This window comes from Maribacter zhoushanensis, assembly GCF_029350975.1.
In the GTDB taxonomy this organism is placed as follows: Bacteria; Bacteroidota; Bacteroidia; order Flavobacteriales; family Flavobacteriaceae; genus Maribacter; species Maribacter zhoushanensis.
Genome location: NZ_JARKMR010000003.1, coordinates 301,041 through 325,192, shown reverse-complemented (window position 1 = coordinate 325,192; position 24,152 = coordinate 301,041). Strand labels below are relative to the sequence as shown.

General features: G+C 36.1%; 15 protein-coding genes. 2 read left to right on the top strand and 13 right to left on the bottom strand.

The features are described from left to right. Positions 1 to 18: 18 nt before the first annotated feature. Entirely contained in the window at positions 19 to 1,062 is a 1,044-nt protein-coding gene (locus PXD56_RS11860) for a TPM domain-containing protein (RefSeq protein ID WP_276493559.1), read from the bottom strand. A gap of 185 nt (positions 1,063 to 1,247) precedes the next feature. On the opposite strand from PXD56_RS11860, the gene PXD56_RS11855 reads away from it, so the two are divergent. Beyond that, the gene (locus PXD56_RS11855) at positions 1,248 to 2,987 is read left to right on the top strand and encodes an ABC transporter ATP-binding protein (RefSeq protein WP_276493558.1); all 1,740 of its coding nucleotides are present in this window, start codon (positions 1,248 to 1,250) and stop codon (positions 2,985 to 2,987) included. A 192-nt stretch (positions 2,988 to 3,179) separates the two neighbouring features. Here PXD56_RS11855 and PXD56_RS11850 read toward each other — a convergent pair whose 3' ends face one another. The 5 genes from PXD56_RS11850 to PXD56_RS11830 all read right to left on the bottom strand — a co-directional run bounded on the left by PXD56_RS11850 (position 3,180) and on the right by PXD56_RS11830 (position 6,518). After that, complete coding sequence (locus tag PXD56_RS11850; RefSeq protein WP_073240695.1) at positions 3,180 to 3,512, bottom strand: 2Fe-2S iron-sulfur cluster-binding family protein; 333 nt, start codon at positions 3,510 to 3,512, stop codon at positions 3,180 to 3,182. A 56-nt stretch (positions 3,513 to 3,568) separates the two neighbouring features. Further along, complete coding sequence (locus tag PXD56_RS11845; RefSeq protein ID WP_058104968.1) at positions 3,569 to 3,916, bottom strand: four helix bundle protein; 348 nt, start codon at positions 3,914 to 3,916, stop codon at positions 3,569 to 3,571. Between the two features lie 83 nt (positions 3,917 to 3,999). After that, complete coding sequence (locus PXD56_RS11840; protein WP_276493557.1) at positions 4,000 to 5,058, bottom strand: NAD(P)/FAD-dependent oxidoreductase; 1,059 nt, start codon at positions 5,056 to 5,058, stop codon at positions 4,000 to 4,002. 72 nt (positions 5,059 to 5,130) lie between these two features. After that, the gene (locus tag PXD56_RS11835) at positions 5,131 to 5,373 is read right to left on the bottom strand and encodes a NifU family protein (protein WP_276493556.1); all 243 of its coding nucleotides are present in this window, start codon (positions 5,371 to 5,373) and stop codon (positions 5,131 to 5,133) included. A gap of 2 nt (positions 5,374 to 5,375) precedes the next feature. Beyond that, positions 5,376 to 6,518, bottom strand: coding sequence for an Mrp/NBP35 family ATP-binding protein (locus PXD56_RS11830; RefSeq protein ID WP_276493555.1), 1,143 nt, complete (start codon positions 6,516 to 6,518; stop codon positions 5,376 to 5,378). Positions 6,519 to 6,711: 193 nt separating this feature from the next. Between PXD56_RS11830 and PXD56_RS11825 the strand changes: the two genes are divergently transcribed. Then, a complete protein-coding gene (locus PXD56_RS11825) occupies positions 6,712 to 8,388 on the top strand; it encodes an amidase (RefSeq protein WP_276493554.1) in 1,677 nt (558 codons plus the stop codon). A 162-nt stretch (positions 8,389 to 8,550) separates the two neighbouring features. Here PXD56_RS11825 and PXD56_RS11820 read toward each other — a convergent pair whose 3' ends face one another. The 7 genes from PXD56_RS11820 to PXD56_RS11790 all read right to left on the bottom strand — a co-directional run bounded on the left by PXD56_RS11820 (position 8,551) and on the right by PXD56_RS11790 (position 24,144). Continuing rightward, positions 8,551 to 9,216: an ABC transporter ATP-binding protein gene (locus PXD56_RS11820; RefSeq protein WP_276493553.1), complete on the bottom strand. Its 666-nt coding sequence runs from the start codon at positions 9,214 to 9,216 to the stop codon at positions 8,551 to 8,553. A gap of 66 nt (positions 9,217 to 9,282) precedes the next feature. Beyond that, entirely contained in the window at positions 9,283 to 11,736 is a 2,454-nt protein-coding gene (locus PXD56_RS11815; protein ID WP_276493552.1) for an ABC transporter permease, read from the bottom strand. 15 nt (positions 11,737 to 11,751) lie between these two features. Next, a complete protein-coding gene (locus PXD56_RS11810; protein ID WP_276493551.1) occupies positions 11,752 to 14,169 on the bottom strand; it encodes an FtsX-like permease family protein in 2,418 nt (805 codons plus the stop codon). A 32-nt stretch (positions 14,170 to 14,201) separates the two neighbouring features. Beyond that, the gene (locus PXD56_RS11805) at positions 14,202 to 16,586 is read right to left on the bottom strand and encodes an ABC transporter permease (RefSeq protein WP_276493550.1); all 2,385 of its coding nucleotides are present in this window, start codon (positions 16,584 to 16,586) and stop codon (positions 14,202 to 14,204) included. A 9-nt stretch (positions 16,587 to 16,595) separates the two neighbouring features. Continuing rightward, positions 16,596 to 18,995, bottom strand: a complete 2,400-nt coding sequence (locus tag PXD56_RS11800; RefSeq protein WP_276493549.1) for an ABC transporter permease — start codon at positions 18,993 to 18,995, stop codon at positions 16,596 to 16,598. A 250-nt stretch (positions 18,996 to 19,245) separates the two neighbouring features. Continuing rightward, positions 19,246 to 21,675: an ABC transporter permease gene (locus tag PXD56_RS11795; RefSeq protein ID WP_276493548.1), complete on the bottom strand. Its 2,430-nt coding sequence runs from the start codon at positions 21,673 to 21,675 to the stop codon at positions 19,246 to 19,248. 36 nt (positions 21,676 to 21,711) lie between these two features. Further along, on the bottom strand, positions 21,712 to 24,144 hold the full coding sequence (locus tag PXD56_RS11790) for an ABC transporter permease (RefSeq protein ID WP_276493547.1): 2,433 nt from the start codon (positions 24,142 to 24,144) through the stop codon (positions 21,712 to 21,714). Between the last annotated feature and the right edge of the window lie 8 nt (positions 24,145 to 24,152).

Here is a 24,152-nt window from a genome sequence, read left to right as displayed (position 1 = left end):
TATAAAAGTACTTGAATTTTACCAACTTCCACTTGCTCCTCCACCGCCAGAACTTCCTCCGCCACCAGAAAAAGAGCTACCACCCCCTGAAGAGCTACCGCCAGAACCAAAGGAATGTGTACCTGAAGAAGAAAATGTTTTTCTGTAATAGGTCTTGTCATTTTTAATCCAAGAAATATTTAAATCTTCCTCTCCCTTTAATTTTACTTTTATCAATGCAATGATTGCGGCAACACCGAAAAACAGAGGTAATGCCAATAATAATATTTTTGGTTCTTCTGCAATTTTCTGCATTATAGATTCGCTGGATGTAAGTATGCTGAAAACAACAGTTAGCGGTCCTAGCATGAAAAGTAGACCAAATAATGATGATAATAGACCAGCAACCAGCATAAAAAAACCTGGTAATACCCCTAACTTACCAATGAATACGCCACGGAAAACTTCAATTACGTTCTTGTAACTTTTGTAAAAGTAAAATCCGCCAACGGTAACAAAAATTAAAAGAAAGAAACCAAGAAATATATACCCTATCAACTGGTTATTACTTTCTTCGTCTTCAATTTCTTTTTTAAACTCTTCTAATACCTCTGGGTTATTTAAAAATTCAATGAGCTGATTTGTAGCATTACCAATTCCCTCAAAATACATTTCCTCTTTAAAATTAGGAATCATTGTATTTCTTATAATTCTTGAAGCAACGGCATCTGTAATATAAGGTTCCAACCCGTAACCCACCTCAATTCTGACTTCTCTATCTAATTTTGAAAACAAAATAAGTAACCCGTTATCCTTTTCTTTTTGTCCAATTTCGTTTTGGTTAAAGAGTCCGTTTGCATAAGACTCAATAGTATCAAAACCTAACTCTTCAATGGTTACTATAACTAGTTGATTGGTTGTATTTTTTTCTAATGCTACTAATTGCTGATTTAACTCTGTGATTTGTGTTGCAGTGAAAATACCAGCACTATCCGTTACAAAATCTCGCAGCTCATAGTATTGTTCTTGCGCATTTGTGTAAAACGTGATTAATAAAAAAAGAAAAATGATTTTTCTAAGCATTGGTCGGCAATCAGGATACTCAAATATAAAAACCTTTATCGATACTCTTAGCCAATATCAAAACCTATTCTAGATTCGGTAAAACTTTAGAATTGAAGTAACTTGCAACTAATTGCCGATTGCTCTCGACTGCGCTCAACCGGACAATAGAATAATTAAACAGTAATTAGTTAGATTAAACACCTATGGCAGAGAAAAAAGTAAGTATACTAACCGCTTTTAAAACAATTATATGGCCACGTAGAAAACTGGTTTTATTGGGCTTATTACTTATTGTTATCAGTAAGGCGGCAAGTTTTGTTGCGCCGGTATCTCTACGTTATTTTTTAGATGATATTATCCCTAATAAAAATTATGATCTATTAAAAATATTGGTCGCTGTAGTAATATTGGCGTTTTTGGTACAAGCCGTAATGTCATTCTTGCTCACCAAAGTTCTAAGTATACAGGCGCAATATATGATTTCTGAGTTACGTGCACAGGTTCAAAAACAAGTGCTATCACTACCTATTCGCTTTTTTGACAACACCAAGTCAGGTTCGTTAGTTTCTAGAATTATGAGCGATGTGGAGGGTGTTAGAAACTTAATTGGTACCGGACTCGTTCAATTGGTTGGTGGTACCATTACTGCCGTAGTGTCTCTTGTGCTTTTACTTAGAATAAGCCCTACCATGACCCTTTTGACTTTCATACCCTTAATCCTTTTTGCTTTTATTGCTCTGAAAGCTTTTAAAATCATTAGACCAGTTTTTAGGGAACGTGGTAAAATTAATGCAGAGGTTAAAGGTAGGTTAACGGAAACTCTTGGCGGTATACGTGTTATTAAAGGTTTTAATGCCGAAGAACAAGAAAGTAAGGTTTTTGAAGAAGGGGTAGATAGATTATATCAAAATGTAAAAAAGAGCTTAACAGCAACAGCTTTCATGACCAGTGCATCCACTTTTCTGTTAGGATTGGCAACTACCGGAATTATGATGGGCTTTGGAGGATATAAAATGATGCAAGGCGAACTAACGACAGGTGAATATTTTGAGTTTACTTTTCTATTAGCATTAATGGTAGCACCCATTGTACAAATGAGCAATATTGGTAGCCAATTGACAGAAGCTTTAGCTGGTTTAGACCGTACCGAGGAGTTGATGAACAAGGTGGCCGAGTCTGATGAAAAGGATAGAACCATTACACTTTCTAACATTAAAGGGGATATGATCTTTAAAGATGTATCGTTTGCCTATGAAGAGGATAAAGATGTATTGCACAATATTAGTTTTGAAGCCAAATCCGGTGATGTCATTGCCCTTGTGGGAAGTTCTGGATCCGGAAAATCTACCATTGCAGGTTTAGCGGCCAGTTTCTTGAATCCTGATTCTGGAGAGATTACCATAGATGGTACAGATTTATCAAAAGTTGACCTTACCAGTTTTAGACAGTATTTAGGTGTTGTTCTACAAGATGATTTCCTTTTTGAAGGTACTATTAGAGAGAATATACTTTTTCCAAGACCCGATGCTTCTGAAGAGGAATTACAATCAGCGATTAAAGCCGCATATGTTGATGAATTTACCGACAGATTTGAAGAGGGATTAAATACTGTAATTGGAGAACGTGGCGTAAAACTATCTGGCGGACAACGACAACGTATTGCTATTGCAAGGGCTGTATTGGCAAACCCTAGAATTTTAATTCTCGATGAGGCTACCTCTAATCTTGATACTGAAAGCGAAGCATTAATTCAAAAGAGTTTGGCTGAACTAACGAAGGGTAGAACCACTTTTGTTATAGCACACCGCTTAAGTACTATTAGAAAAGCAAACCAAATATTAGTGATTGAAAACGGACGCATTGCCGAGCAAGGAACTCATGAAGAGTTAATTGCAAAAGAAGGTAGGTACCATAATCTGTTTACGTATCAGGCTAGGATATAAGTTTTTTGGCTGTTGGCTGTTGGCTGTTGGCTGTTGGCTGTTGGCTGTTGGCTGTTGGCTGTTGGCTGTTGGCTGTTGGCTGTTGGAAAATAAAAATTTATTTTCCATTATAAGGCTATTACCAGCTTTTAAAATCAGTTAAGCAGATTACTTCGTCAATCTTGATTACCTCTTGTTTTCTCGTAATGACGTTTAAAGTTCTTCTGGAGCTAGCTCTACTTCTAGTCCGTCCATATCTTCCGTGATATGTAATTGACAACCTAAACGTGAATTATCTTTTACATTGAAAGCTTCAGATAACATAGCCTCTTCATCATCTCCCATTTCTGGTAACTCCGTATCTGACAATACATAACATTGACAAGAAGCACACATAGCCATACCGCCACAAATACCTATTGTACCTTCTGGCGCCAATTCGTAAGAACGAACCACTTCCATAAGATTCATATTCATGTCTGTTGGGGCATCAATTTCATGAGATACTCCGTCACGGTCAATTATTGTAATTTTTATATCGGTCATAAATCAGTGGGTTAGTGGGTTAGTGGGTTAGTGGGTTAGTGGGTTAGTGAAAAATATTACTTCATTGATTTAATAAAGGCATATAACATTTTTGATACTTGATTAGTTTCATTTATCAATTCTAGTGCCATTTCTTTTTCTACATATGCTAATCTTTGCGCAAGATAAAGCATGGATCTTAGTTCACTGTTGGAAGCTAAAGAAAAATATAAAAAGCGTTTAAAATCCGCATTAGAACTTCTTTCAAAACCTTCTGCTATGTTATTAGAAATAGATACTGAAGCTCTAGTAATCTGATCCCGAAATCCAAAGTCTTTTAAATCTCTAAATTGTTTATAGATAAGAACCGCTAAATCCTGAGATTTCTGCCAAACCTTTAGGTCTTCAAATCGTTGTATAGTCATCTTTACTAATTCACTAATTCACTATTTCACCAACACACTATTTCACTATTTCACTATTTCACTAATGAACTAATTCACTTACTTTACTCAATCTTCTTCACCACTGCTTTTGGAGCTTCTTTTTTTGTTCCATCAAAACCGCTTACACCACCTACAGTGGTATATTTCATAACGTATTTTTTATCGGGATGAATTTTTTGAAAGGCGCTTTGGCACATTAACGTTGCTTCATGAAAACCACAAAGAATCAACTTTAATTTTCCTGGATAGGTATTTACATCACCTATAGCATAAATACCAGGTATATTTGTTTGGTAATCGAACGTATCTACTTTAATGGCATTTTTTTCAATCTCCAGCCCCCAATCGCCAATAGGTCCTAATTTTGGAGAAAGTCCGAATAAGGGAATAAAATTATCCACATCTAAAAGAATCTCTTCCTTAGCATCAGATATTTTTATGATCAAAACAGATTCTAATTTATCATCACCGTTAAGCGCGATAATTTCTGCTGGTGTTATTAAATTTAGCTTTCCTTGATTTTTTAGTTCTTGAACCTTCTCTACAGAATCCAAAGCTCCTCTAAACTCATTTCGTCTATGTACCAAGGTTACTTGTGATGCCACATCTGCCAAGAAAATACTCCAGTCCAAAGCTGAATCACCACCTCCGGCTATGACCACTTTTTTATCACGATACACTTCAGGATCTTTAATCATGTAAGCAACACCGCTGTCCTCAAATTTGGATAAGTTATCCAGCAATGGCTTACGTGGTTCAAAACTACCTAAACCACCTGCAATGGCAACTACCGGCGCATGATGTTTGGTCCCTTTATTTGTGGTCACCACAAATGTACCATCTTCTAATTTGTCAATAGTCTCAGCACGCTCTCCTAAAGTAAAACCTGGTTGAAAAGATTTGATCTGCTCCATTAAATTATCAACAAGGTCACCAGCCAATACTTCTGGAAAACCAGGAATATCGTAAATGGGCTTTTTAGGATAAATTTCTGAACACTGCCCACCAGCTTGTGGCAAGGCATCGATCAAATGGCATTTAAGTTTTAATAGTCCGGCTTCAAAAACGGCAAAAAGACCCGTAGGTCCTGCGCCAATTATTAATATATCGGTCTTAATCATTAAAGAAATTATTTAAAAGGTGCTTCAAAATTATCAATCTATAGTCTTTAAAATCATGATAATTGTCAGAATTTAAGCTTCTATATTAATGACTTCCTGTATTTGTGGCGCGTATTTTTTGATAGTCATTTCTACACCACTTTTTAAAGTCATTTGGTTAACACTGCAACCAACACATGCCCCTTCTAACCTTACTTTAACAGAAGAATCCCCATCAATAGATATCAATGAAATATCACCACCATCACTTTGTAAAAAAGGTCTTATTTCCTCTAATGCTTTTTCAACATTCAATTTTAGTTCTGCTGATGTCATATCTATTTTTTATTAACCGGCGAACAACCCGCCATTGTTGTAATTTTTATAGCCTCTGTAGGTGGCATTGTCTTATTTCTAGAAACAACTTCACTCACAACCTTCTTTGTCAATTCTTCAAAAGCTTTTTCTACAGGTGTACCTTCTTGCAGGGCTGCCGGTCTACCAACATCACCTGCTTCACGTATACTTTGTACCAATGGCATTTCTCCTAAAAAAGGAACCTGTAAATCTTCTGAAAGGTGTTTAGCGCCCTCTTTACCAAAAATGTAATACTTGTTTTCAGGTAATTCTGCAGGCGTAAAGTAGGCCATATTCTCAACAATTCCCAAAACAGGAACGTTTATGCTGTCTTGCTGAAACATTGCCACACCTTTTCTGGCATCTGCCAAGGCAACTTCTTGCGGAGTACTTACTACAACTGCTCCAGTTATTGGCAAGGACTGCATGATACTTAAATGAATATCTCCGGTACCTGGTGGCAAATCTATCAACATGAAATCCAACTCGCCCCAGTGTGCATCAAAAATCATCTGGTTCAATGCTTTAGATGCCATTGGCCCTCTCCAAATAACCGCTTGATCTCTTTGTGTAAAAAAACCAATTGACAATAGTTTTACACCATAACTTTCTACTGGCTTCATTTTAGACTTACCGTCTACATTTACAGCAAGTGGTTTATCATTTGCGACATCGAACATTATTGGCATAGATGGTCCGTAGATATCGGCATCTAACAAACCTACTTTAAAGCCCATTTTTGCCAAAGTAACCGCTAGGTTTGCCGTAACGGTAGATTTCCCTACACCACCTTTACCAGATGCTACCGCGATAACATTGGTTATACCAGGAATAGGTCTCCCCTTTATTTCATTCGTCTTTGGTTTAGCAGCAGGTGCATCTACCTTTATATTAATTTTAATTTTAGCCTTTTCGTAAACCTCTTTATGTATGATTTTTAAAATCTCTACTTCAGTCTTTTTACGTGCTTGTAAACTTGGGTTAGCTATGGTAATATCTACCTCTACCTCATCGCCAAAAATTTGAATATTGGTTACGGCACCACTCTCTACCATATTTTGCCCTTCACCAGGTACGGTAATGTTCTCTAAAGCTTTTAAGACGTCCTTTTTATCTATCTTCATTATATAAATTCATTCTAAACAACAAAGATAATCCTTAGTTGTTAGATTATGAAGCTAGCGTATTGAAAATGAATATGTCATTATAAACAGAACCTCTTTTTATTAGAAATTCAATTCACATTTTTTTATGATTTACCAAATAACATAAATTTTCTAAAAGACGTACTTTAGAATCTTCTTAAAAACCAACAACATGTACCAACCTACAAAAAGAATACCTTTCTTTTTATTTTTTAGTCTACTTACTATATCAATCATTACATCTTGTTCTAGCTCTAAAAATGAATTTTCTAAAAAAGATGTAAAACGTTCGCAAAAGTTGATTGGGTTAGATTTTGACAAAAAATATATTGATACGCTTTATCCATATTTAAAAAGGAACAAAGAAGGATTTGACTCGCTACGTAAATACACTTTAGACAACGATGTCATCCCTGCGGTTCGTTTTGATCCCTTGCCACTCAATTTTAAACCCAAAGCACAAAACGGTTTTCCAGATTGGACTATTCCAAATGACGTTCAACTACCAAATAAAAAAGCAGACCTTGCTTTCTACACCATTCCGCAACTTGCCTCATTGATCAAGAGCAAAAAAATAAGTTCTGTTGAATTAACTAAGTTCTTTATTGATAGATTAAAAAAGTACAACGACATTTTACAATGTACTATTACCGTTACGGAAGAAATGGCATTGAAACAAGCCAAAGTATTGGACGAAGAACTGGCGGCAGGTAATTACCGTGGTATTCTGCATGGTATTCCTTACGGAGTAAAAGACTTGATGGCCGTTAAAGGATACAAAACAACTTGGGGAGCAGAACCATACCGTGACCAACAAATTGAGATGACCGCAACGGTAGTTGAAAAATTACAGGATGCCGGTGGTGTTCTAGTTGCCAAACTAGTATCTGGCTCTTTGGCACGTGGCGATGTTTGGTTCGATGGAAAAACAAAAAATCCGTGGGATACCAAACAAGGCGCTACAGGATCATCTGCAGGTTCTGGTTCTGCTACCTCAGCAGGATTAGTACCTTTTGCCTTAGGTACCGAAACACTGGGATCTATAACATCGCCCAGTAATAGAAACGGAATTACCGGTCTACGCCCAACTTACGGTAGGGTAAGTAGACACGGAGTAATGAGTTTAAGTTGGTCCATGGACAAGGTAGGACCTATGGCCAGAAGTGCCGAAGATTGTGCCATTGTATACAGTGTTATTGCAGGTAAAGATCCTAAAGACGGCATGACTACCGATTACCCTGACGGATTTGAACCTGTAAAAGATTATAAATCCCTACGTATAGGTTATCTAAAAAAAGACATTGATAAAGATTCTTCTCTTAGTAAAGACAATTTAGAAAAGGCATTGAAAACTTTTAGGGAAATGGGTTTAACACTTAACGAAGTAGAATTACCAAAAGATGTTCCCTATAATAGTTTTGATGTTATCTTAAGAGCAGAGGCAGGTGCTTTCTTTGATGATATGGTTCGTGCCAAAGATGTTGACAAAATGGTAGAACAACACCAGCGCTCTAGAGCAAACTCTTTAAGACAAGCAAGATTTATACCAGCGGTAGAGTATATTCAAGCCAATAGACAACGTCAGATCTTGATTGAAAAAATGGAATCTATAATGAAAGACTACGATGTTCTGATCTCCCCTACTTTTGGTAACAGACAGTTAATCATTACCAACCTTACCGGTCATCCAGTAATTGCGATACCTACGGGATTGGATAAAGAAAAACATCCTACAAGTGTAACTTTAGTTGGTAATTTATACGATGAAGCCAGTATACTTTTATTGGCAAAGGCTTTTCAAGACCGTACTGATTTTGATGAGATGCATCCTGAAGGGTATACGGATTAGTAGCTGTTGGTTGTTGGTTGTTAGTTGTTAGTTGTTAGAAAACTATACTTTTCAATTAACTTAGAGAACTATCTGTTTTCAAAAGGTTCTCGATACACCCATTATTCAACGAAAAAATTGAATGATGCGCGCTTGAAATGTCTTTTTTATATATTTCAAAAACTAAATCTGTCTGCCATCTAAAAGATTGATGATTCTTGAACCATACTCCGCATTCTTTTCTGAGTGTGTTACTTGTATAATTGTTACACCTTCTTCTTCGTTCAATTTCTTAAACAACTGCATGATCTCTTCGCTTTGTTGAGAGTTTAGGTTCCCTGTTGGCTCATCTGCCAATATCAACTTTGGGTTTGCAATTAAAGCTCGTGCCACACCAACCAATTGTTGCTGACCACCACTTAACTGTGTTGGGAACAAATCTTTTTTACCTACAATATTGAATCTATCCAACATATCTGCCACCAACGCTTTACGTTCAGAGCCTTTTATTTTCTTGTACAACAAAGGCATTTCCAAATTTTCCTCTACCGTTAAATCATCTAATAAATGATACGACTGAAACACAAAACCTATATATTCTTTATACAGATTAGAGCGGTATTTTTCCTTTAAAGTATGTACAGATTCCTCCAAAAAATCATACTCACCTTCATCAAACGTATCTAGCATGCCTATAACATTTAATAATGTGGATTTCCCTGAACCGGACGGACCCATAATTGAAATGAATTCGCCTTCCTGTACTTCTAAATTAATATCCTTTAGCAAAAATACGCGTTGACCGCCTTGCTGTACCCATTTGAAAATATTTCTTAATTGTAATAACATCTTTATGTAGTGAATTAGTTGATTAGTGAAATAGTCAGTTAGTGGTTAATGGTTAAATCTTATTTATTATTCCGTTCTCAGGCTTTTTATGGGATTGGTATTCGCTGAATTCAGAGTTTTAATTGTCATAATCAATAATGATATTACCACCATAAGAATACCGCTTAAAGCAAAAACCCACCAGCTCAATTCGGTTTTGTTGGCAAATTCCTCCAACCAACTATGTAATCCATACCATGCAATTGGCGTAGCAATAACAAAAGCGATCAATACCAGTTTTAAAAAGTCTTTGGACAAAAGTATATTAAGTTGAAAAATATTGGCTCCTAGTATTTTGCGAATACCTATCTCTTTTGTTCTACGTTCCGTGGTATTAATAACCAAACCAAATAATCCCAAACAACTGATTAAAATTGCCAATCCCGTTGCCCATTGTAATAATGTCGATGTCTTTTGTTCGCTTTCATAAAATCGTTTTACAGTATCATCCATAAAAGCATATTTAAAATCAGAATCCGGATAGGTATCTTTCCATATACTTTCTACTTCAGATAAAGTTGCGGACCAACTAGAAACTTCACTTGGATTCAACTTAAAATGAATTGTTTTAAATTGTGTCCACTTGCCTGTATATGAACTTCCAGTAAATGCCATAGGAGATACTCCATATTTTAGCGAATGCTGATTAAAATCTTCCATCACCCCAACAATAGGTAGGTTTTCATCATCTACTTTTAAATTCTTACCAACTATTTCTGCTGGATTTTCTATACCTACTTCTTTCAAATAGGATTTATTTACCACATATTCCCTAATAGAATCATTTAAAGGAATTCTACCAGCCAATAGTTTTAAATTATATAAATCAAAATAATTAGCAGTGCCATACATAAGTTGTAAATATGAATTTACTTCTGTGCTATCTTTTATAAACTTCACACCCATGGTCATAGTAGTAAATGAAGCTGGAGGATTACCTGCTAAGACCGTATTTGGTATACCTGGTAAATCTTGTATTCTTTTTACAAACCTTGTTCGTTTGACTGCAGATGTATCTTGCCACGGAGTTTTAAAATATGCAATTGCTTCTGTATTGAAACCCATATCCTTTTTCATGATATAGTTCAACTGTTTTCCTACCATTAATGTGGCTATGATAAAAATTTGTGCAATTACAAATTGAAATACGGTCAAATACTTTCTTAATAGACCTTTATCTGAACTAGGAGTAATTTGTTGTTTTAAAACGGCAACAGGTTTATATTTCGATAATACTATCGCTGGATAAAAACCAGATAAAATAGTAACCAAACAAAGCAATAGAAAAACCCCTAGCAATACCCATGGATTTAAAAAAATGTCAAAACTTAATCCGGCAGGAACAAAATCTGAAAACAAAAGTAGCAACCATTTCGATAGAAAAATAGATACTACTGCTGCTGATAAGGTCAATAGAAATGTTTCCCCTAAATATTGATAAACCAATTGCAATCTAGAACTTCCTAAGGTTTTTCTTATCCCAATTTCTTTAGCTCTTTTTATTGCTTGAGCCGTATTTAAATTAATGAAGTTAATACAGCCTAATATTAATAGAATGAATGCTAGCAAAAGAAGGCTTTTCAGCGCTTCCATAGTTGTTCGGCTATCATTGAAATCAAAGGTTCCATAATTAGGGTTTAGATGAATATCGCTTAAAGACTGTAACATGAACTTAGTTTTACTAGCACCTGTATGCGAATCTTCTGATTCATCATGTATTTCTGCAATATTTGTCAGCGTTTTTTGAATATTACTAGCAGTAGCATTTTCCGTTAGCTTAAGAAATAATTGAGAGGCAGAATTTGTATTGTCCCAACCTGATTCATTTATTGCATTGGTCATATCTTGCGTAGCCGCTGTTTTCAAAGAAATAAATTCTTCAAAAACAATATCGGTACGGCCATCAAAACCAGCAACTACACCCGAAACAGTAGCATGTATACTATCATTATATACAAGCAACTTTCCTACAACGTTTCTTGGTTCTTGATTTGGAAAATATTTTATGGCTCGTTCTTTAGTCAATACCACCATATTTGGCTCTACCAAAGCACTATGTGAATTGCCCGCCAACCAATCATATTCAAATATTTTAAAATATGAAGGTTCTGTATAAATCACAAAATCAGGGTCTTTGAATTTATTTCCCGTTTGTTGATTTTCTACATGTGAGGGATACGTAGTAAAGAATGGAGCGACCGTTTCAATCTCTTCAATTCTCAAATCTTTTAACTCTTGTGCCAAAGGAACCGTTACTCCCGAATTATAAAACACACCCGACGTACCTTGAAACGAAGATGTTACTCTATAAATTCTATCACCATCAGGATGAAATTTATCAAAAGTAAGGTCGTAAAAAACCATTGCACCAATTACGAATGAAGCACTTAAACCAATGGAAAGCCCCAATATATTAATCAAAGAAAACACCTTGTTCTTCCAAATGTTTCTAAAAGCAATCTTGATGTAATTTCGTAACATAGTTTCTGCTATTGACTATTCTGTTCTTAGACTTTTTACTGGGTTTGCAGCGGCAGCTTTCATGGTTCTAGCTCCTACCGTCAACAACGCAATTAGTGCTGCCAATACACCTGCACCAATAAAAAACCAGATGCTCAGAGGCACTCTAAAAGCATAGTCCTGCAACCATTTATCCAAAGCAAAATATGCTATTGGAGCTCCTATGATGAACGCTATGCCAACCAGTTTTAAAAAGTCTTTGGTCAGTAATATGGTTATAGAAGCTGTGCTTGCTCCAATTACTTTTCTTACTCCTATTTCTTTTGTTCGTTGGGCAACCACTAATAATGACATAGCAAACAAACCTAAACAGCTTAATACAATACCTAAAACAGAACCAGCGGTAATAATTGTTGCCATAGATTTCTCTCGTCTAAAAGTTCTATCAATATTTTCATCTAAAAACGAACCTAAGAACTCTGCATTAGGTTCTACTTTTTGCCAAGCATTCTTAATGGCGTCAAAAGAATTAGCCATATCTGTAGGTGCCACTTTTACGTAAGCATAATACAAATCAAAATTCTTATCAAGAAAAAAGGTAAGCGGCTCTATGCTTTTACTGATATTTTGATGGTTGTAATCTTTTAACACTCCTATCACATTATAAGCTACGGAATCTTCATCAAAATATATTCTTGTTGCCAACGGATTATCTTCTTCGTTCAGTTCTTTTACCATAGCCTCATTAATAACCATGCTTAAACTATCTGCACTATATTCTCTACTAAACATGCGCCCTTCTAACAATTGAATATCTAAAGTTTTAGCATAATCGTAATCTACATTTAGCACATTACTATTTACTACCCGACCTTTATATTCAAACCCAAACTTACTGATGGACATGCTACCATCTTTTCCCCTACCAAGGTTATTATCAGAACCTGTTACACTTAAAATATTGCTATTGCCGCTAAGCTCATTTCTCATAAGCTCTACCACACGATAACTATCTTTCTTTCCATTTAATGGAATGGAAACCACTTGTTCTTTATTAAAACCAAGATTTTTACTGCGCATGAACTGCAACTGCCCTTGAAAGACCAAAGTACCGGTTATCAACACAATCGCAATTACAAACTGAACGACTATCAATGCATTTCTTACTCCGTTTTTACCCAATTCCCATTTACCTTTCAAAGCTTTTAAGGTATTAAGTTTACTTAAAAGTAGTGCTGGGTATCCGCCTGTAACCAAGGTCACCAATAATATGCCTAACAAAAAGCTACCAAGAATTGTTGGCGTCATTAAATTAGCAAAAGTCGCATCTGTATTAAAGAGCGTTTTATACGAATCAATTAATACATTAGAAAGAACTAATGCAAACACAATGGCTATAGTAAACACCATTAGACTTTCTAACCAAAACTGTCCAAATAATTGCCCTTTTACTGCACCAAGGGTTTTTCTCATACCTATTTCCTTTAGGCGTTTTTCACCCAAGGCAATATTCATGTTCACAAAATTGGCACAGGCAATAAAAATGATTAAAAAGGCTATGCCTAAAATCATATAAGGAAATGTTCTTTTTATTTGAAGTACACCCGTATTAAAATTTGCAAAGCGTTTGTCCGTAAATGGCAATAAGTTGAGCTGACTGTAATTTCCGTTTGCATCTGGCTGCGCACCATCACGCTTCATATTATCCATTTGCTCCCCTTTATGCAAAAGTGTAAACTCTATGGTACTTTCTTCAAACTGAGATTTAGAAACTCCGTCTTCTAACTGAAGATACACTGGGTGGTTTTGCGAATCCCAAACATCAACATATTCCATATAATCCCAATGGCTTTCAAATGGAATAGCAATATCAAAACTTACACTGCTATTTTCTGGTATGTTTTTTAGAATACTAGTAACCGTAAAGGGTTTTTCTTCTTTACCTATAAGAATTCTTACTGTTTTCCCAATACCATCCGTAGAACCAAAAAGCTTTTCAGATGCCTTTTCGGTAATGGTCACTGAGTTTTGGTCGGGCATTGGTTTATTGGTATCCCCTATAAGTGTAGGAAAACTAAAAATGGAAAAATAGTCTACATCTACAAACTCTGCATCTAAATTAAAATCGTTATCTCCATAAGACACTAGTGCGTTTTCACTTAATGCCCTTGCAATATGTTTTACGCCTGGCACTTCTTCTTTCAAAGCCGGAGCAAATGGAACAGGATTAGCTGTAGAAATTTCTGAACCTTTAGGTGTTTGATTTGTATAATACACTTGAAAAACAGCACTCTTATTTTCATGAAATTGGTCGTATGACAACTCAAACAAAGCTGTCATTGTCAACAACAATGCAATAGCAAAAGCCAAAGTCAACCCCACAATATTTGCAGCGGTAAACACTTTGTTCTTTATTAAATTTCGCCAAGCTACTTTTAGATAATTCTTAAACATGATTTTATTTTGATTGATTGATGAATTTTAAACTACTCTGTTCGTAAACTTTTAACCGGGTTTGCTTTTGCTGCTTTAATAGCTTGAATACCTAATGTAAATGCCGTTATGCAAAATGCAATACAACCGGCTAAGGCAAACATCCAAAATTGTATTGAAATACTATAGGCAAAACCGCCCAGCCAAGCCCTCATCATATACCAAGCTACAGGGAATGCAACAAAAGCCGCAATGCCCACTAAAATCATATAATCCTTGGAAAGCAATACCACAATTTTCAGCACACTTGCACCTAGAACTTTACGAATACCAATTTCTTTTATTCTTCTTTTTGCCATAAAAGAAATAAGACCGAACATACCTAAACATGAAATAAATATGGTCAATAAGGCTACGACGTTTACCGTTTTCAACATACCGTCCATTAAACGATATTGTCCACTTACTTTTTCGCTAAGATCACTTTGAGAATAGTTTTTTCTAGAATCTATTTTAGAGAATGCGGAAGCTATCATATCCTTAACCTCTTTTTCCTTACTGTCTACTACCCTAACAGTTAAATATCGATGTTTATCCAAATCATCTTCACTTCTATAATAATGTACCAAGGGCTCAACAGCATTTTGCAAGTCTTGATAATGAAAATCTTCCATGACACCAACCACAGGATTGCCGATAAAATCGTCGTTTTTAAATTTTAATCGCTTACCTTCTATTGTTGTCCAGCCAAAAGCGGACATAGCAGTTCTATTAATTATTACTGGTCTTTCCTCTACACCATCCATTTCTTTACTGAAATTTCTACCTTTTACTATTGGAATTTTTAATGTGCTTAAATAACCCGCATCAGTAAATGAACGACGCAAACGCACATCCCTATCGGTATTTGCATCATAAAATCGGGTATAATTAAAGTAGTAATCTGATGGTATTGCCTGACTTGTAGCAACATTTGTGACATATGGATTTGCCTCTAGGTCATTTAAAAGCGCCTTGAAACTAGAAGTAGCAGCGTCTAAATTTTTATAATCAAGATCAATATTGCCCACTATTACGTGTTCTCTTTCAAAACCTAAATCAGCCTTTTTCATAAAACTGATTTGACTGTTCAGAATAACGGCAACACAAATAAATAGAATAGCTATGGAAAACTGAATAATTATAAATGTATTTCGCAATATAAAACTGCCTTTTGTGCTATCTATTTTTCCTTTAATGCCTTGAGAAACTGGTAAAGAAATAAATCTTAATGTTGGCAAAATACCAACTATTAAAGTCACCAAAACACCTAATAAAATAGCACCTATTACTACTGGATAATCATTTGCCAGACTAAAATTTATCTCACCAAATTCAGCACCAAAAATATCGTTCAATTTCGGCAATAAAAAGCCAAAGAAAAGTCCGCCGGAAATCAATATAGAGAGTAACACCAAAATTCCGTTTTCCAGGCAAAACTGAGTAATTACTCCCTTTTTACCACCTCCTAAAATTTTACGTACAGCAATATCTTTTGTTCTACGGTACATGGTAGAGGTATTTAAATTTAAAAGATTCACAAGTACAAGAAGCAGTACAAAAATTGATGTAGCAATATTACCCGCTATAATTATTTCTACTACGGGTATCGAATCAATACGCACATTATTATGTGGTATCACTTCCATTCTTGAAATAACAGTTGGGTCTTCATAATTTTCTTTCACCAATTGACCTACACGGTTCTCAAATTGCTGAATGTTGGCATCTGGACGAAGTTTCATAAACACCGGAGAAAAACTACTATCCCAATTGTTTTGATTTTTAAATGCTATGTTATCTTTTAATATCGTATTCGGCATTAAAACATCTAAACGAAATGAAGAATAAGGACTTATGGGCTCTAACACACCAGTTACAGTAAGATTTAAGGTGTCTGCCGCTATTAAACTTTTCCCTACAGGATTCTCTTCCCCAAATAATTGCTTACTTACCTTGTCGGTCAAAACAATAGAATACTTTTCATTTAGGGCAGAATTATGATTACCATATTTTAATGGCAAGGCAAAAACATTAAAAAATTCAGGATCGGCATAGGTAGTTGTTTTCTGAAACTCATTATCTCCTACCTCTAACCAAATATTGCCCCAACCGTGTAAATGTGTGCCGGCAACTACTTCTGGGGAAGTGCTTTTTATTTTATCCAATAACGGATATACCGCTTCATTATAATCATTGCCGTCTGCCAAATGTGTCTTTAGATAATAAATATGTTCCTGATCCGGTATCATATTATCCGCCACGTAATAAGCGTACACTGAAAACATAAGTGTTAACACACCACCAATACCTATACTTAAACCTAAAAGATTTAATGAGGATAGCAATCTATTTTTCCAAAGATTCCTAAAGGATAGTTTTAGATGATTTCTTAACATTTTTTAAAATTATTCCGTTCGTAAACTTTTCACCGGGTTTGCCCTTGCTGCCTTAATAGCTTGAAAACTAACCGTGGCAATGGTCACTAACATTGCGCCCAACATGGCTACCGCAAAAATCCACCATTTGAGTACTACTCTATACGGATACTCCTGCAACCATCCGTTCATAATGAAATAAGCTATAGGTACGGCAATAAAACAAGAGATAACCACCAGTTTTAAAAAGTCTTTGGACAACATATTCCATACATTGAAAATAGAAGCTCCCAATACCTTACGCACCCCTATTTCTTTCTTTCTTTGCTCGGCTACAAATGATGTCAACCCAAATAACCCTAAACAACTAATTAAAATTGCCAGTGCCGTAAATACTCCCGAGAGTGTACCAATACGTTCTTCCGATGCAAACTTTTGACCATATTCACTATCTATAAATTCATATTCAAAAGGAATATCCGGAAAATGCTCCTTAAACACATTCTTTACGGTGGCAATACTCTGCGATGCATTGTTATTAGGATTCAACCTTAGGTTATAGTAACTGGCATTATTGAACCTATCATACACATAAACACCTTGTTTTACCGGTTCATAAGGTGATTGGGTGATCATGTCTTGAACAACACCTATAATTTTTAATGGCGGATTAGGGTCTTCTTCATCATCGTCTCGTAATAACTGCCCTACAGGATTCTCCATACCCAGATATTTCTTTGCAGTTTCATTGATCAACACCCCTAATGAATCGGTTGCAAAATCTCTTGAAAAATCGCGCCCTTCTAAAATTTTAAGATTCAATGATTTTGCGTACTCCGGTGAAACTTCTGTCCACGCTAAATCTTCTTGAAAACCTTCTGGTTTGCCTTCCCATGTAAATCCGCCTCTATTAGACCATATTTGGGTAGTTGGACTACTGGAAGTGGACATTTCCACTACCGCTCCGGACCCTATGAATTCGGTTCGCATTAAATCATATTTCCCCACAAAATCTTGACTGAACGTCGGTATTTGGATCAATCCTTCCTTATCATACCCAACAGGTCTATTTTTTGCAAAATTAATTTGCTGCATTACAATCACCGTACCTATAATAAAAGCTACCGAGACCGTAAACTGAACTACTACCAATACCTTTCTTGGCAACCCTGCGTACTTTCCGGTCTTGAACGTACCCTTAAGCACATCTACCGGTCTAAAAGATGATAGGTATAACGCCGGATAGCTACCTGCCAACAAGGAAGTGAACACTATAAACACCAATGACACCATCCAAAACATACCATTATCCCACGGAAAGGATATTTCTTTTCTAGATAGCTCATTAAATCCGTTCAAGGAAAGTAATACCAACAATATGGCTACTACAAATGCAAAAACAACCACAAGAAACGATTCGCTCAAAAATTGATAAATCAATTGCCCTCTTTGAGAACCAATAGATTTACGTATGCCAACTTCCTTGCCCCTTTTCTCTGAACGGGCGGTACTCAAATTCATGAAATTGATGCATGCCAACAGTAATACAAAAGCTCCAATGACACCAAATAACCACACGTACTTTATGCGCCCACCTTCTTGTTTTCCATTTTCAAAACTGCTACGCAAATACCAATCTTTCATTGGGAACAAAAAGATCTGCGGATTAAACTGAGCTGTATCTTCGTTTAAATCTTTCTTTACGTTTTTAATATTATTGGTTACCTGCTCAATGGTTGTATTATCTGCCAATTGTACGAACATTTGAAATGAATTGTTGCCCCATTGATCTTCGGCATTTTTTATCCATTCGTTCACTGCCAAATACTTCTCCCAAGGAATAATATAATCGGTATCGTTAAATGAATTATTGACAGGTATATCACTGTACACCGCGCTTACATTCAACTTGTGCTCATTACTTACGGTAACCGTTTTACCTATGGGGTCTTCATTACCGAACAAGGCATCTGCCGTTGATGCTGATAACATAATGGAATTGATCTCCCGTAGCGCATCTTGCTCTCCCTTAATAATTTCCAGACCAAAAAGCTCAGGTCCATTTTGTTGCATGTAATTACCTGGTCTAGATATGCTCTTTTCACCATATTTTAAATAATGGTCATTGGTCCAAGAACACATGACCAAATGCTTAAAATTATCACCGTAACCATCTCTTAAGGCTTTCTCCAAAGGTCTTGGTATGGCAGGTCCTGTTCCTGTTTCGCCATTAAAGGTTTGCGATTGAAAAACTTGGGCTATACTTTCTTTATTCTTGAAGTAGCTATTATAGGACAGCTCATCTTGGATCCAAAGTCCAATAATTAGAGTTACCGCCATACCAAGGGCAAGTCCGCCCACATTTATAACAGTATACCCCTTATTCTTAAGTAGATTTCGCCAAGCAACTTTTAAATAGTTCTTAAACATGATCGTTCGTTTTTTGATTGTTGATTAGTTGATGCTAAACATTGATTGATTGATGATATAAAATATGAAACTAATTCCGTGCCACTATAGTAAATATCTAATTATCAATTACTTAAAATGAAAGTACATTTTCGTGTGTAAAATATTTTGACAAAAGATGTACAATATATTTACAATGACTACTTAAAAATTAGAATGTTACACCATTGTCATCAATGCAAAACCAAGTTTTGACCATACATTTCAAAAATTACTCTGAACGCAAGCTTTTTACGGGATTTGCAGCTGCTGATTTTAATGATTGCAGTCCCACGGTCAAAAATGTGATTACCATAACAAGTACACCACTTGCCAAAAACACCCACCACTTAATTTCTATACGATACGTAAAACCCTCTAACCATCTAGAGATAAAGTAATAGGCTATTGGTGATGCCAATACAAAAGCAATGAGTACCAATTTAATAAAGTCTTTCGTTAGTAATTTAACCACAGACTGTACACTTGCGCCCAACACTTTGCGCACACCTATTTCTTTTTTCTTTTGCTCCGCTATATAGGAGATAAGTCCAAATAAGCCCAAGCAGCTTATGAATATTGCTAAAATGGTAAATCCTACAGAGATAAACCCTAAACGCTTTTCTTCTTCGTATAACTTTTCTACTTCTTTATCTACAAATCTATAATCAAAAGGAATGTTACTTAATGTAGATTTCCATAGTTGTTCCAAACCTTGTAGCAACTGACCATAATTTTCTGTGTTTACCTTAATAAACAGCCAATTAGGTTCCGTTTCCTTATGTAAGAACAAAGGCTGAATCTCTTCTTTTAAGGAAGCAAAATGATAGTTTTTTACCACACCTATAATTCGTAATTCGTCAATTTCATCGCCATAACTTTGCATCAAAGTAGCACTTAACGCGTTTTCAATATCAATATTAAAAGCCTTTAACGTAGCCTCGTTCACTATGATCTGGTCTACGGTATCGGCAGCATTGAAATCCCTGCCTTTCAACAATTCTATACCCATGGTGTTAAAATAGCCATCGCTAACGCCGTTACGTTTTACCACTGTTTTATTTTCCTTATTTCCGCCTGGCAAGTAAAATCCATTATCTGCCAATATAATTTCCGACGGCGAATAATTTCCACTTGACACTTGTAATACGCCCGGTACTTTTAAAAATGATGCTTTTAAAGATTCAAACTTATTAGATGATTCTTCGGTCCCTACCCGCAATGCCAAAAGGTTATCTTTTTTATAACCTAAGTCTTTGGTTTGGGCATATTTAAACTGTTGGCCTATAATAATTACCGTACTTATTAAACATATAGAAATTACAAATTGAAATACTACTAAAGCTTTTCTAAACGTACCGCTACCAGATTGTAAAATAGCCGAACTTTTTAATGCTCTCACCGGTTTAATAGAAGATAGGACAATAGCAGGATAAACACCAGAAGCCAAACCTGTAATTACGCCTATAGCCAATAATATTACCAAAATCTGCCATTGGTACAAACTTGTATAGGTCAATGATTCCTGTGTTACTTCATTCACAAATGGCAAAAGCAATATAACTATAGGAATACTGATCAACATGGCGAATATGGACAGTAACAAAGACTCGCCCAAAAATTGCCGCATTAATGCATTTTTACCTGCGCCAACTACTTTTCTAACCCCAATTTCACGCGCCCTTTTACTAGCCCTAGCCGTACTAAGATTTATAAAATTAATACATGCCACCAATTGTATAAAAAATGCCAAACTCAGTAAAAAATAAAGGTAGGTACTATTGGATACGCGACCCAGCTGATTTTTTCTACCGTTGGAGTACAAGTGAATATCAGTAACCTTTGTAAGCTCTAGCGTCTTACTGCTCATACCGGCATCTTTTAAATCTTGCGCTCCTCTATCTTCCATAAACTGGGGCAATTTCCGTTGAAGACCTAAGCCACTACCATTTGAGGTCAATTTTACATAACTATACGCAAAATTATTGGTGGCAAAGCTCTGGAAGTTCTGCACAAAAGTTCCCATTCCCGGGGTACTCATGCTTACAATGTAACTAGGATTAAAATGCGTTTTATAAGCCTTTTCATCATAAACTCCTTTTACGGTAAGGGTTAATGCACTTTCTCCACTGCCCCAAACTACAGTTTTGTCCAAAGGACTGGTTTTGCCGAATAACTTATCGGACAGGTATGATGACAGCATTACGGTATTGGGTTCATCTAAAGCCGTTTTTACATCACCTTCAAGTATTTTAAAATTGAATACTTTGAAAAAAGTTGAATCTGCCAAATAGACCCTTGGTTCATAGTAAGCATCTTTGCTATTTGTCGCTCTTATTAGTGGACTGTAAAATGCATCGGTCAATACAACTCTGGTTGCTTCTTCTACCTCGGCAAAATCTTCTTTTAATGCAAATGCTATTGGTGGCGACGAGGTGGCGGAATCAAAAGATTCTTGACCATCACGATCTATAATTGTCTCCACCCTATAAATTGATGACGCCTGGTTATGGTGCTGATCATAACCCAACTGCGCAAATACATATAACAATATTACTAAACAGCTTACGGTACCCAGCGTAAGACCCAATAAGTTGATGATAGTTTGCTGCTTGTTCTTTATTAAATTACGCCAAGCTATTTTGATATAATTCTTTAACATGATGTTCTTTTTGATTGATGAAGTTTGATGCTTTACTTATTCTGACCGTAAACTCTTAACAGGATTTACAATTGCCGCTTTTATACTTTGGTAGCTTACCGTTAGTATTGCTACGATAATAGCAAGCACAGCTGCCAACAGGAATACCCCAACACCAATCTCAATTCTGTATGAGAAATCTTCAAGCCATTTATTCATGACAAACCAGCCTATGGGCAAAGAAATCAATATGGCTACGCCCACTAATTTTAGGAAATCTACCGTAAGACGGTAAGAAATTTGACTTACAGTAGCTCCCAACACTTTTCTAACACCGATTTCTTTTGTTCGTTTTTCGGCATTAAAGGCAGCTAATCCAAATAATCCCAAACAAGCAATAAAAATGGACAGCATAGTAAAAATGAAAAATATCTGACTCAGTTTTTGTTCGGCTTCGTAGGTGGTATTAAAGGCTTCATCCATAAATCGATAATCAAAAGGTTGACCTGGTGCCATAGTGTTCCACGTATTTTCTATTGCAGCAATATTATCGGCATAATTTCCACCAGTCATTCTTACCGCCATGTTCTGTGCATTTGAATTTAAATGCATTCCCAAAGCGTCTATATTGGTTCTTAACGTTCTATAATGAAAATCTTTGACTACCCCAATTATGGTATAGTAGGTAGGATTTTCTTGATCTATTTCCTCAGATATGCGCATTCCTAAAGCTTCTTCTGCCGTAACATTTAAAATAGGCAGCGTAGCTTCATTGACAATAATTGCTGTAGAATCTGATGCATAGGCGGGATTAAAATCACGACCGGCAACCAGTTCCATTTCCATAGTTTTTAGATAATCTGTATCTACATCCCACTCTTGCATTTGTATGGCACTTTCCTGATCTCTAAAACCTTCTTCAAAGAACGAAGTATCTGACCGATAAGATGGTGTTGGATAATAATTGCTCAACGTAGCACTCTCTACAAAACCCATATTAGCAATCTGTTCTTTAAAAGCTTTGGTTTTGGACCCTAATGCACCCAATTCATTTATTAACAATACTTGGTCCTTGGAGAAGCCCAAATCTTTATTCTGTATATAATTCAATTGCTGAAATACTACCAAGGTGCTGATGATAAGAAATACCGAAATTGAAAATTGAAAAATTACCAAGGCATTACGTACCCTACCATTGCCCACACTTTCAGAACTGTTACCTTTTAACGTTTTAACAGGTGTAAACCTCGACATAAAAAATGCAGGATAACTTCCTGACAACAGCCCAAGTAACATAGTTGCCCCCAATAACGCCAACCAAAATAAGGGCTGCGTAAACGGAATTTCAATTGATTTTCCTGTAAAGCCATTGAAAAACGGCAAAGCTACCAGTGTAATCAATAGTGCCGCAAGTAAGGACACAAATGCAATTAATCCTGATTCGGTTAAAAATTGAAAGACCAAATTCAGTTTATTTGAGCCCAAGGTTTTTCGCACCCCTACTTCTTTAGCCCTCTTTAACGAATGAGCCGTAGACAAATTCATAAAATTTACACTTGCCAATATGATCAAGAACAGCCCAATAAAAGAAAGAATGTAGATATTCTGAATACTACTCGTTGCACTCATTTCCGAGTTTTTATCTGAATGCAAATGAATATCGGTCAAAGGCATGGTGTGGTACCTAATATAATTACCGGATGCCGCAAACGACTCTGCCGTCATACCTGGAAAATATTTTTGTGACCATGGCAACATGTAACGCTCTAACATACCTTGTAAGGGCTCTTGAAAATCTTCGGTCTTGGCACCGGGAATTAACTTTATAAATGTAAAATAGTTATTACCGCCCCAATTATCTTCTCTTGATGCCACGTTGCCCGCCATTGCCAAAAAGACACTATAATCATTGAAATAAGAATTTTTGGGCATGTCTTCTATGACTCCAGTTACCGTATAGGTATCGGTATTATCCAACAATAAATTTTGACCTATAACATCTGTAGAGCCAAAATGTTTTTCTGCGGCAGTTTTAGTAAGCACTAATGAATTAGTCCCCGTTAATGCTGTTTTGGCATCACCCGCAAGTAAGTCTATCCCAAAAAATTCAAAAACAGTGGAATCGGCATAGGTGATATGGTTTTCCTTGGCACTTCTGTTTCCCCCAACCTTCTTTACATAAGCACTACCTATGGTTCTAAAACGCACTGCAGCTTCTACCTGTGGATAGTCCCTTTTTAAGGTTTCCGCCATTGGTGCGGCAGCTTCCCCTGCCTTAATTTCCGCACCACCAAATTTGATATCAGAATCTATACGATAAATCCTATCCGCATCGGCAAACATTTTATCATAACTAAGCTCATCGTAGATATAAAGTGATATAATTAATGCCCCCGCCATACCAATAGCTAGACCGAAGGTATTTAGAAAAGTGAAAAAGGCTTGCTTTTTTAGACTCCTCCAGGCGATTTTTAGATAGTTTTTAAACATGGTTCTCG

Coding starts and splice junctions, on each gene's coding strand:
- PXD56_RS11860 (WP_276493559.1), bottom strand. CDS start 1,062: ATGCTTAGAAAAATCATTTTTCTTTTTTTATTAATCACGTTTTACACA.
- PXD56_RS11855 (WP_276493558.1), top strand. CDS start 1,248: ATGGCAGAGAAAAAAGTAAGTATACTAACCGCTTTTAAAACAATTATA.
- PXD56_RS11850 (WP_073240695.1), bottom strand. CDS start 3,512: ATGACCGATATAAAAATTACAATAATTGACCGTGACGGAGTATCTCAT.
- PXD56_RS11845 (WP_058104968.1), bottom strand. CDS start 3,916: ATGACTATACAACGATTTGAAGACCTAAAGGTTTGGCAGAAATCTCAG.
- PXD56_RS11840 (WP_276493557.1), bottom strand. CDS start 5,058: ATGATTAAGACCGATATATTAATAATTGGCGCAGGACCTACGGGTCTT.
- PXD56_RS11835 (WP_276493556.1), bottom strand. CDS start 5,373: ATGACATCAGCAGAACTAAAATTGAATGTTGAAAAAGCATTAGAGGAA.
- PXD56_RS11830 (WP_276493555.1), bottom strand. CDS start 6,518: ATGAAGATAGATAAAAAGGACGTCTTAAAAGCTTTAGAGAACATTACC.
- PXD56_RS11825 (WP_276493554.1), top strand. CDS start 6,712: ATGTACCAACCTACAAAAAGAATACCTTTCTTTTTATTTTTTAGTCTA.
- PXD56_RS11820 (WP_276493553.1), bottom strand. CDS start 9,216: ATGTTATTACAATTAAGAAATATTTTCAAATGGGTACAGCAAGGCGGT.
- PXD56_RS11815 (WP_276493552.1), bottom strand. CDS start 11,736: ATGTTACGAAATTACATCAAGATTGCTTTTAGAAACATTTGGAAGAAC.
- PXD56_RS11810 (WP_276493551.1), bottom strand. CDS start 14,169: ATGTTTAAGAATTATCTAAAAGTAGCTTGGCGAAATTTAATAAAGAAC.
- PXD56_RS11805 (WP_276493550.1), bottom strand. CDS start 16,586: ATGTTAAGAAATCATCTAAAACTATCCTTTAGGAATCTTTGGAAAAAT.
- PXD56_RS11800 (WP_276493549.1), bottom strand. CDS start 18,995: ATGTTTAAGAACTATTTAAAAGTTGCTTGGCGAAATCTACTTAAGAAT.
- PXD56_RS11795 (WP_276493548.1), bottom strand. CDS start 21,675: ATGTTAAAGAATTATATCAAAATAGCTTGGCGTAATTTAATAAAGAAC.
- PXD56_RS11790 (WP_276493547.1), bottom strand. CDS start 24,144: ATGTTTAAAAACTATCTAAAAATCGCCTGGAGGAGTCTAAAAAAGCAA.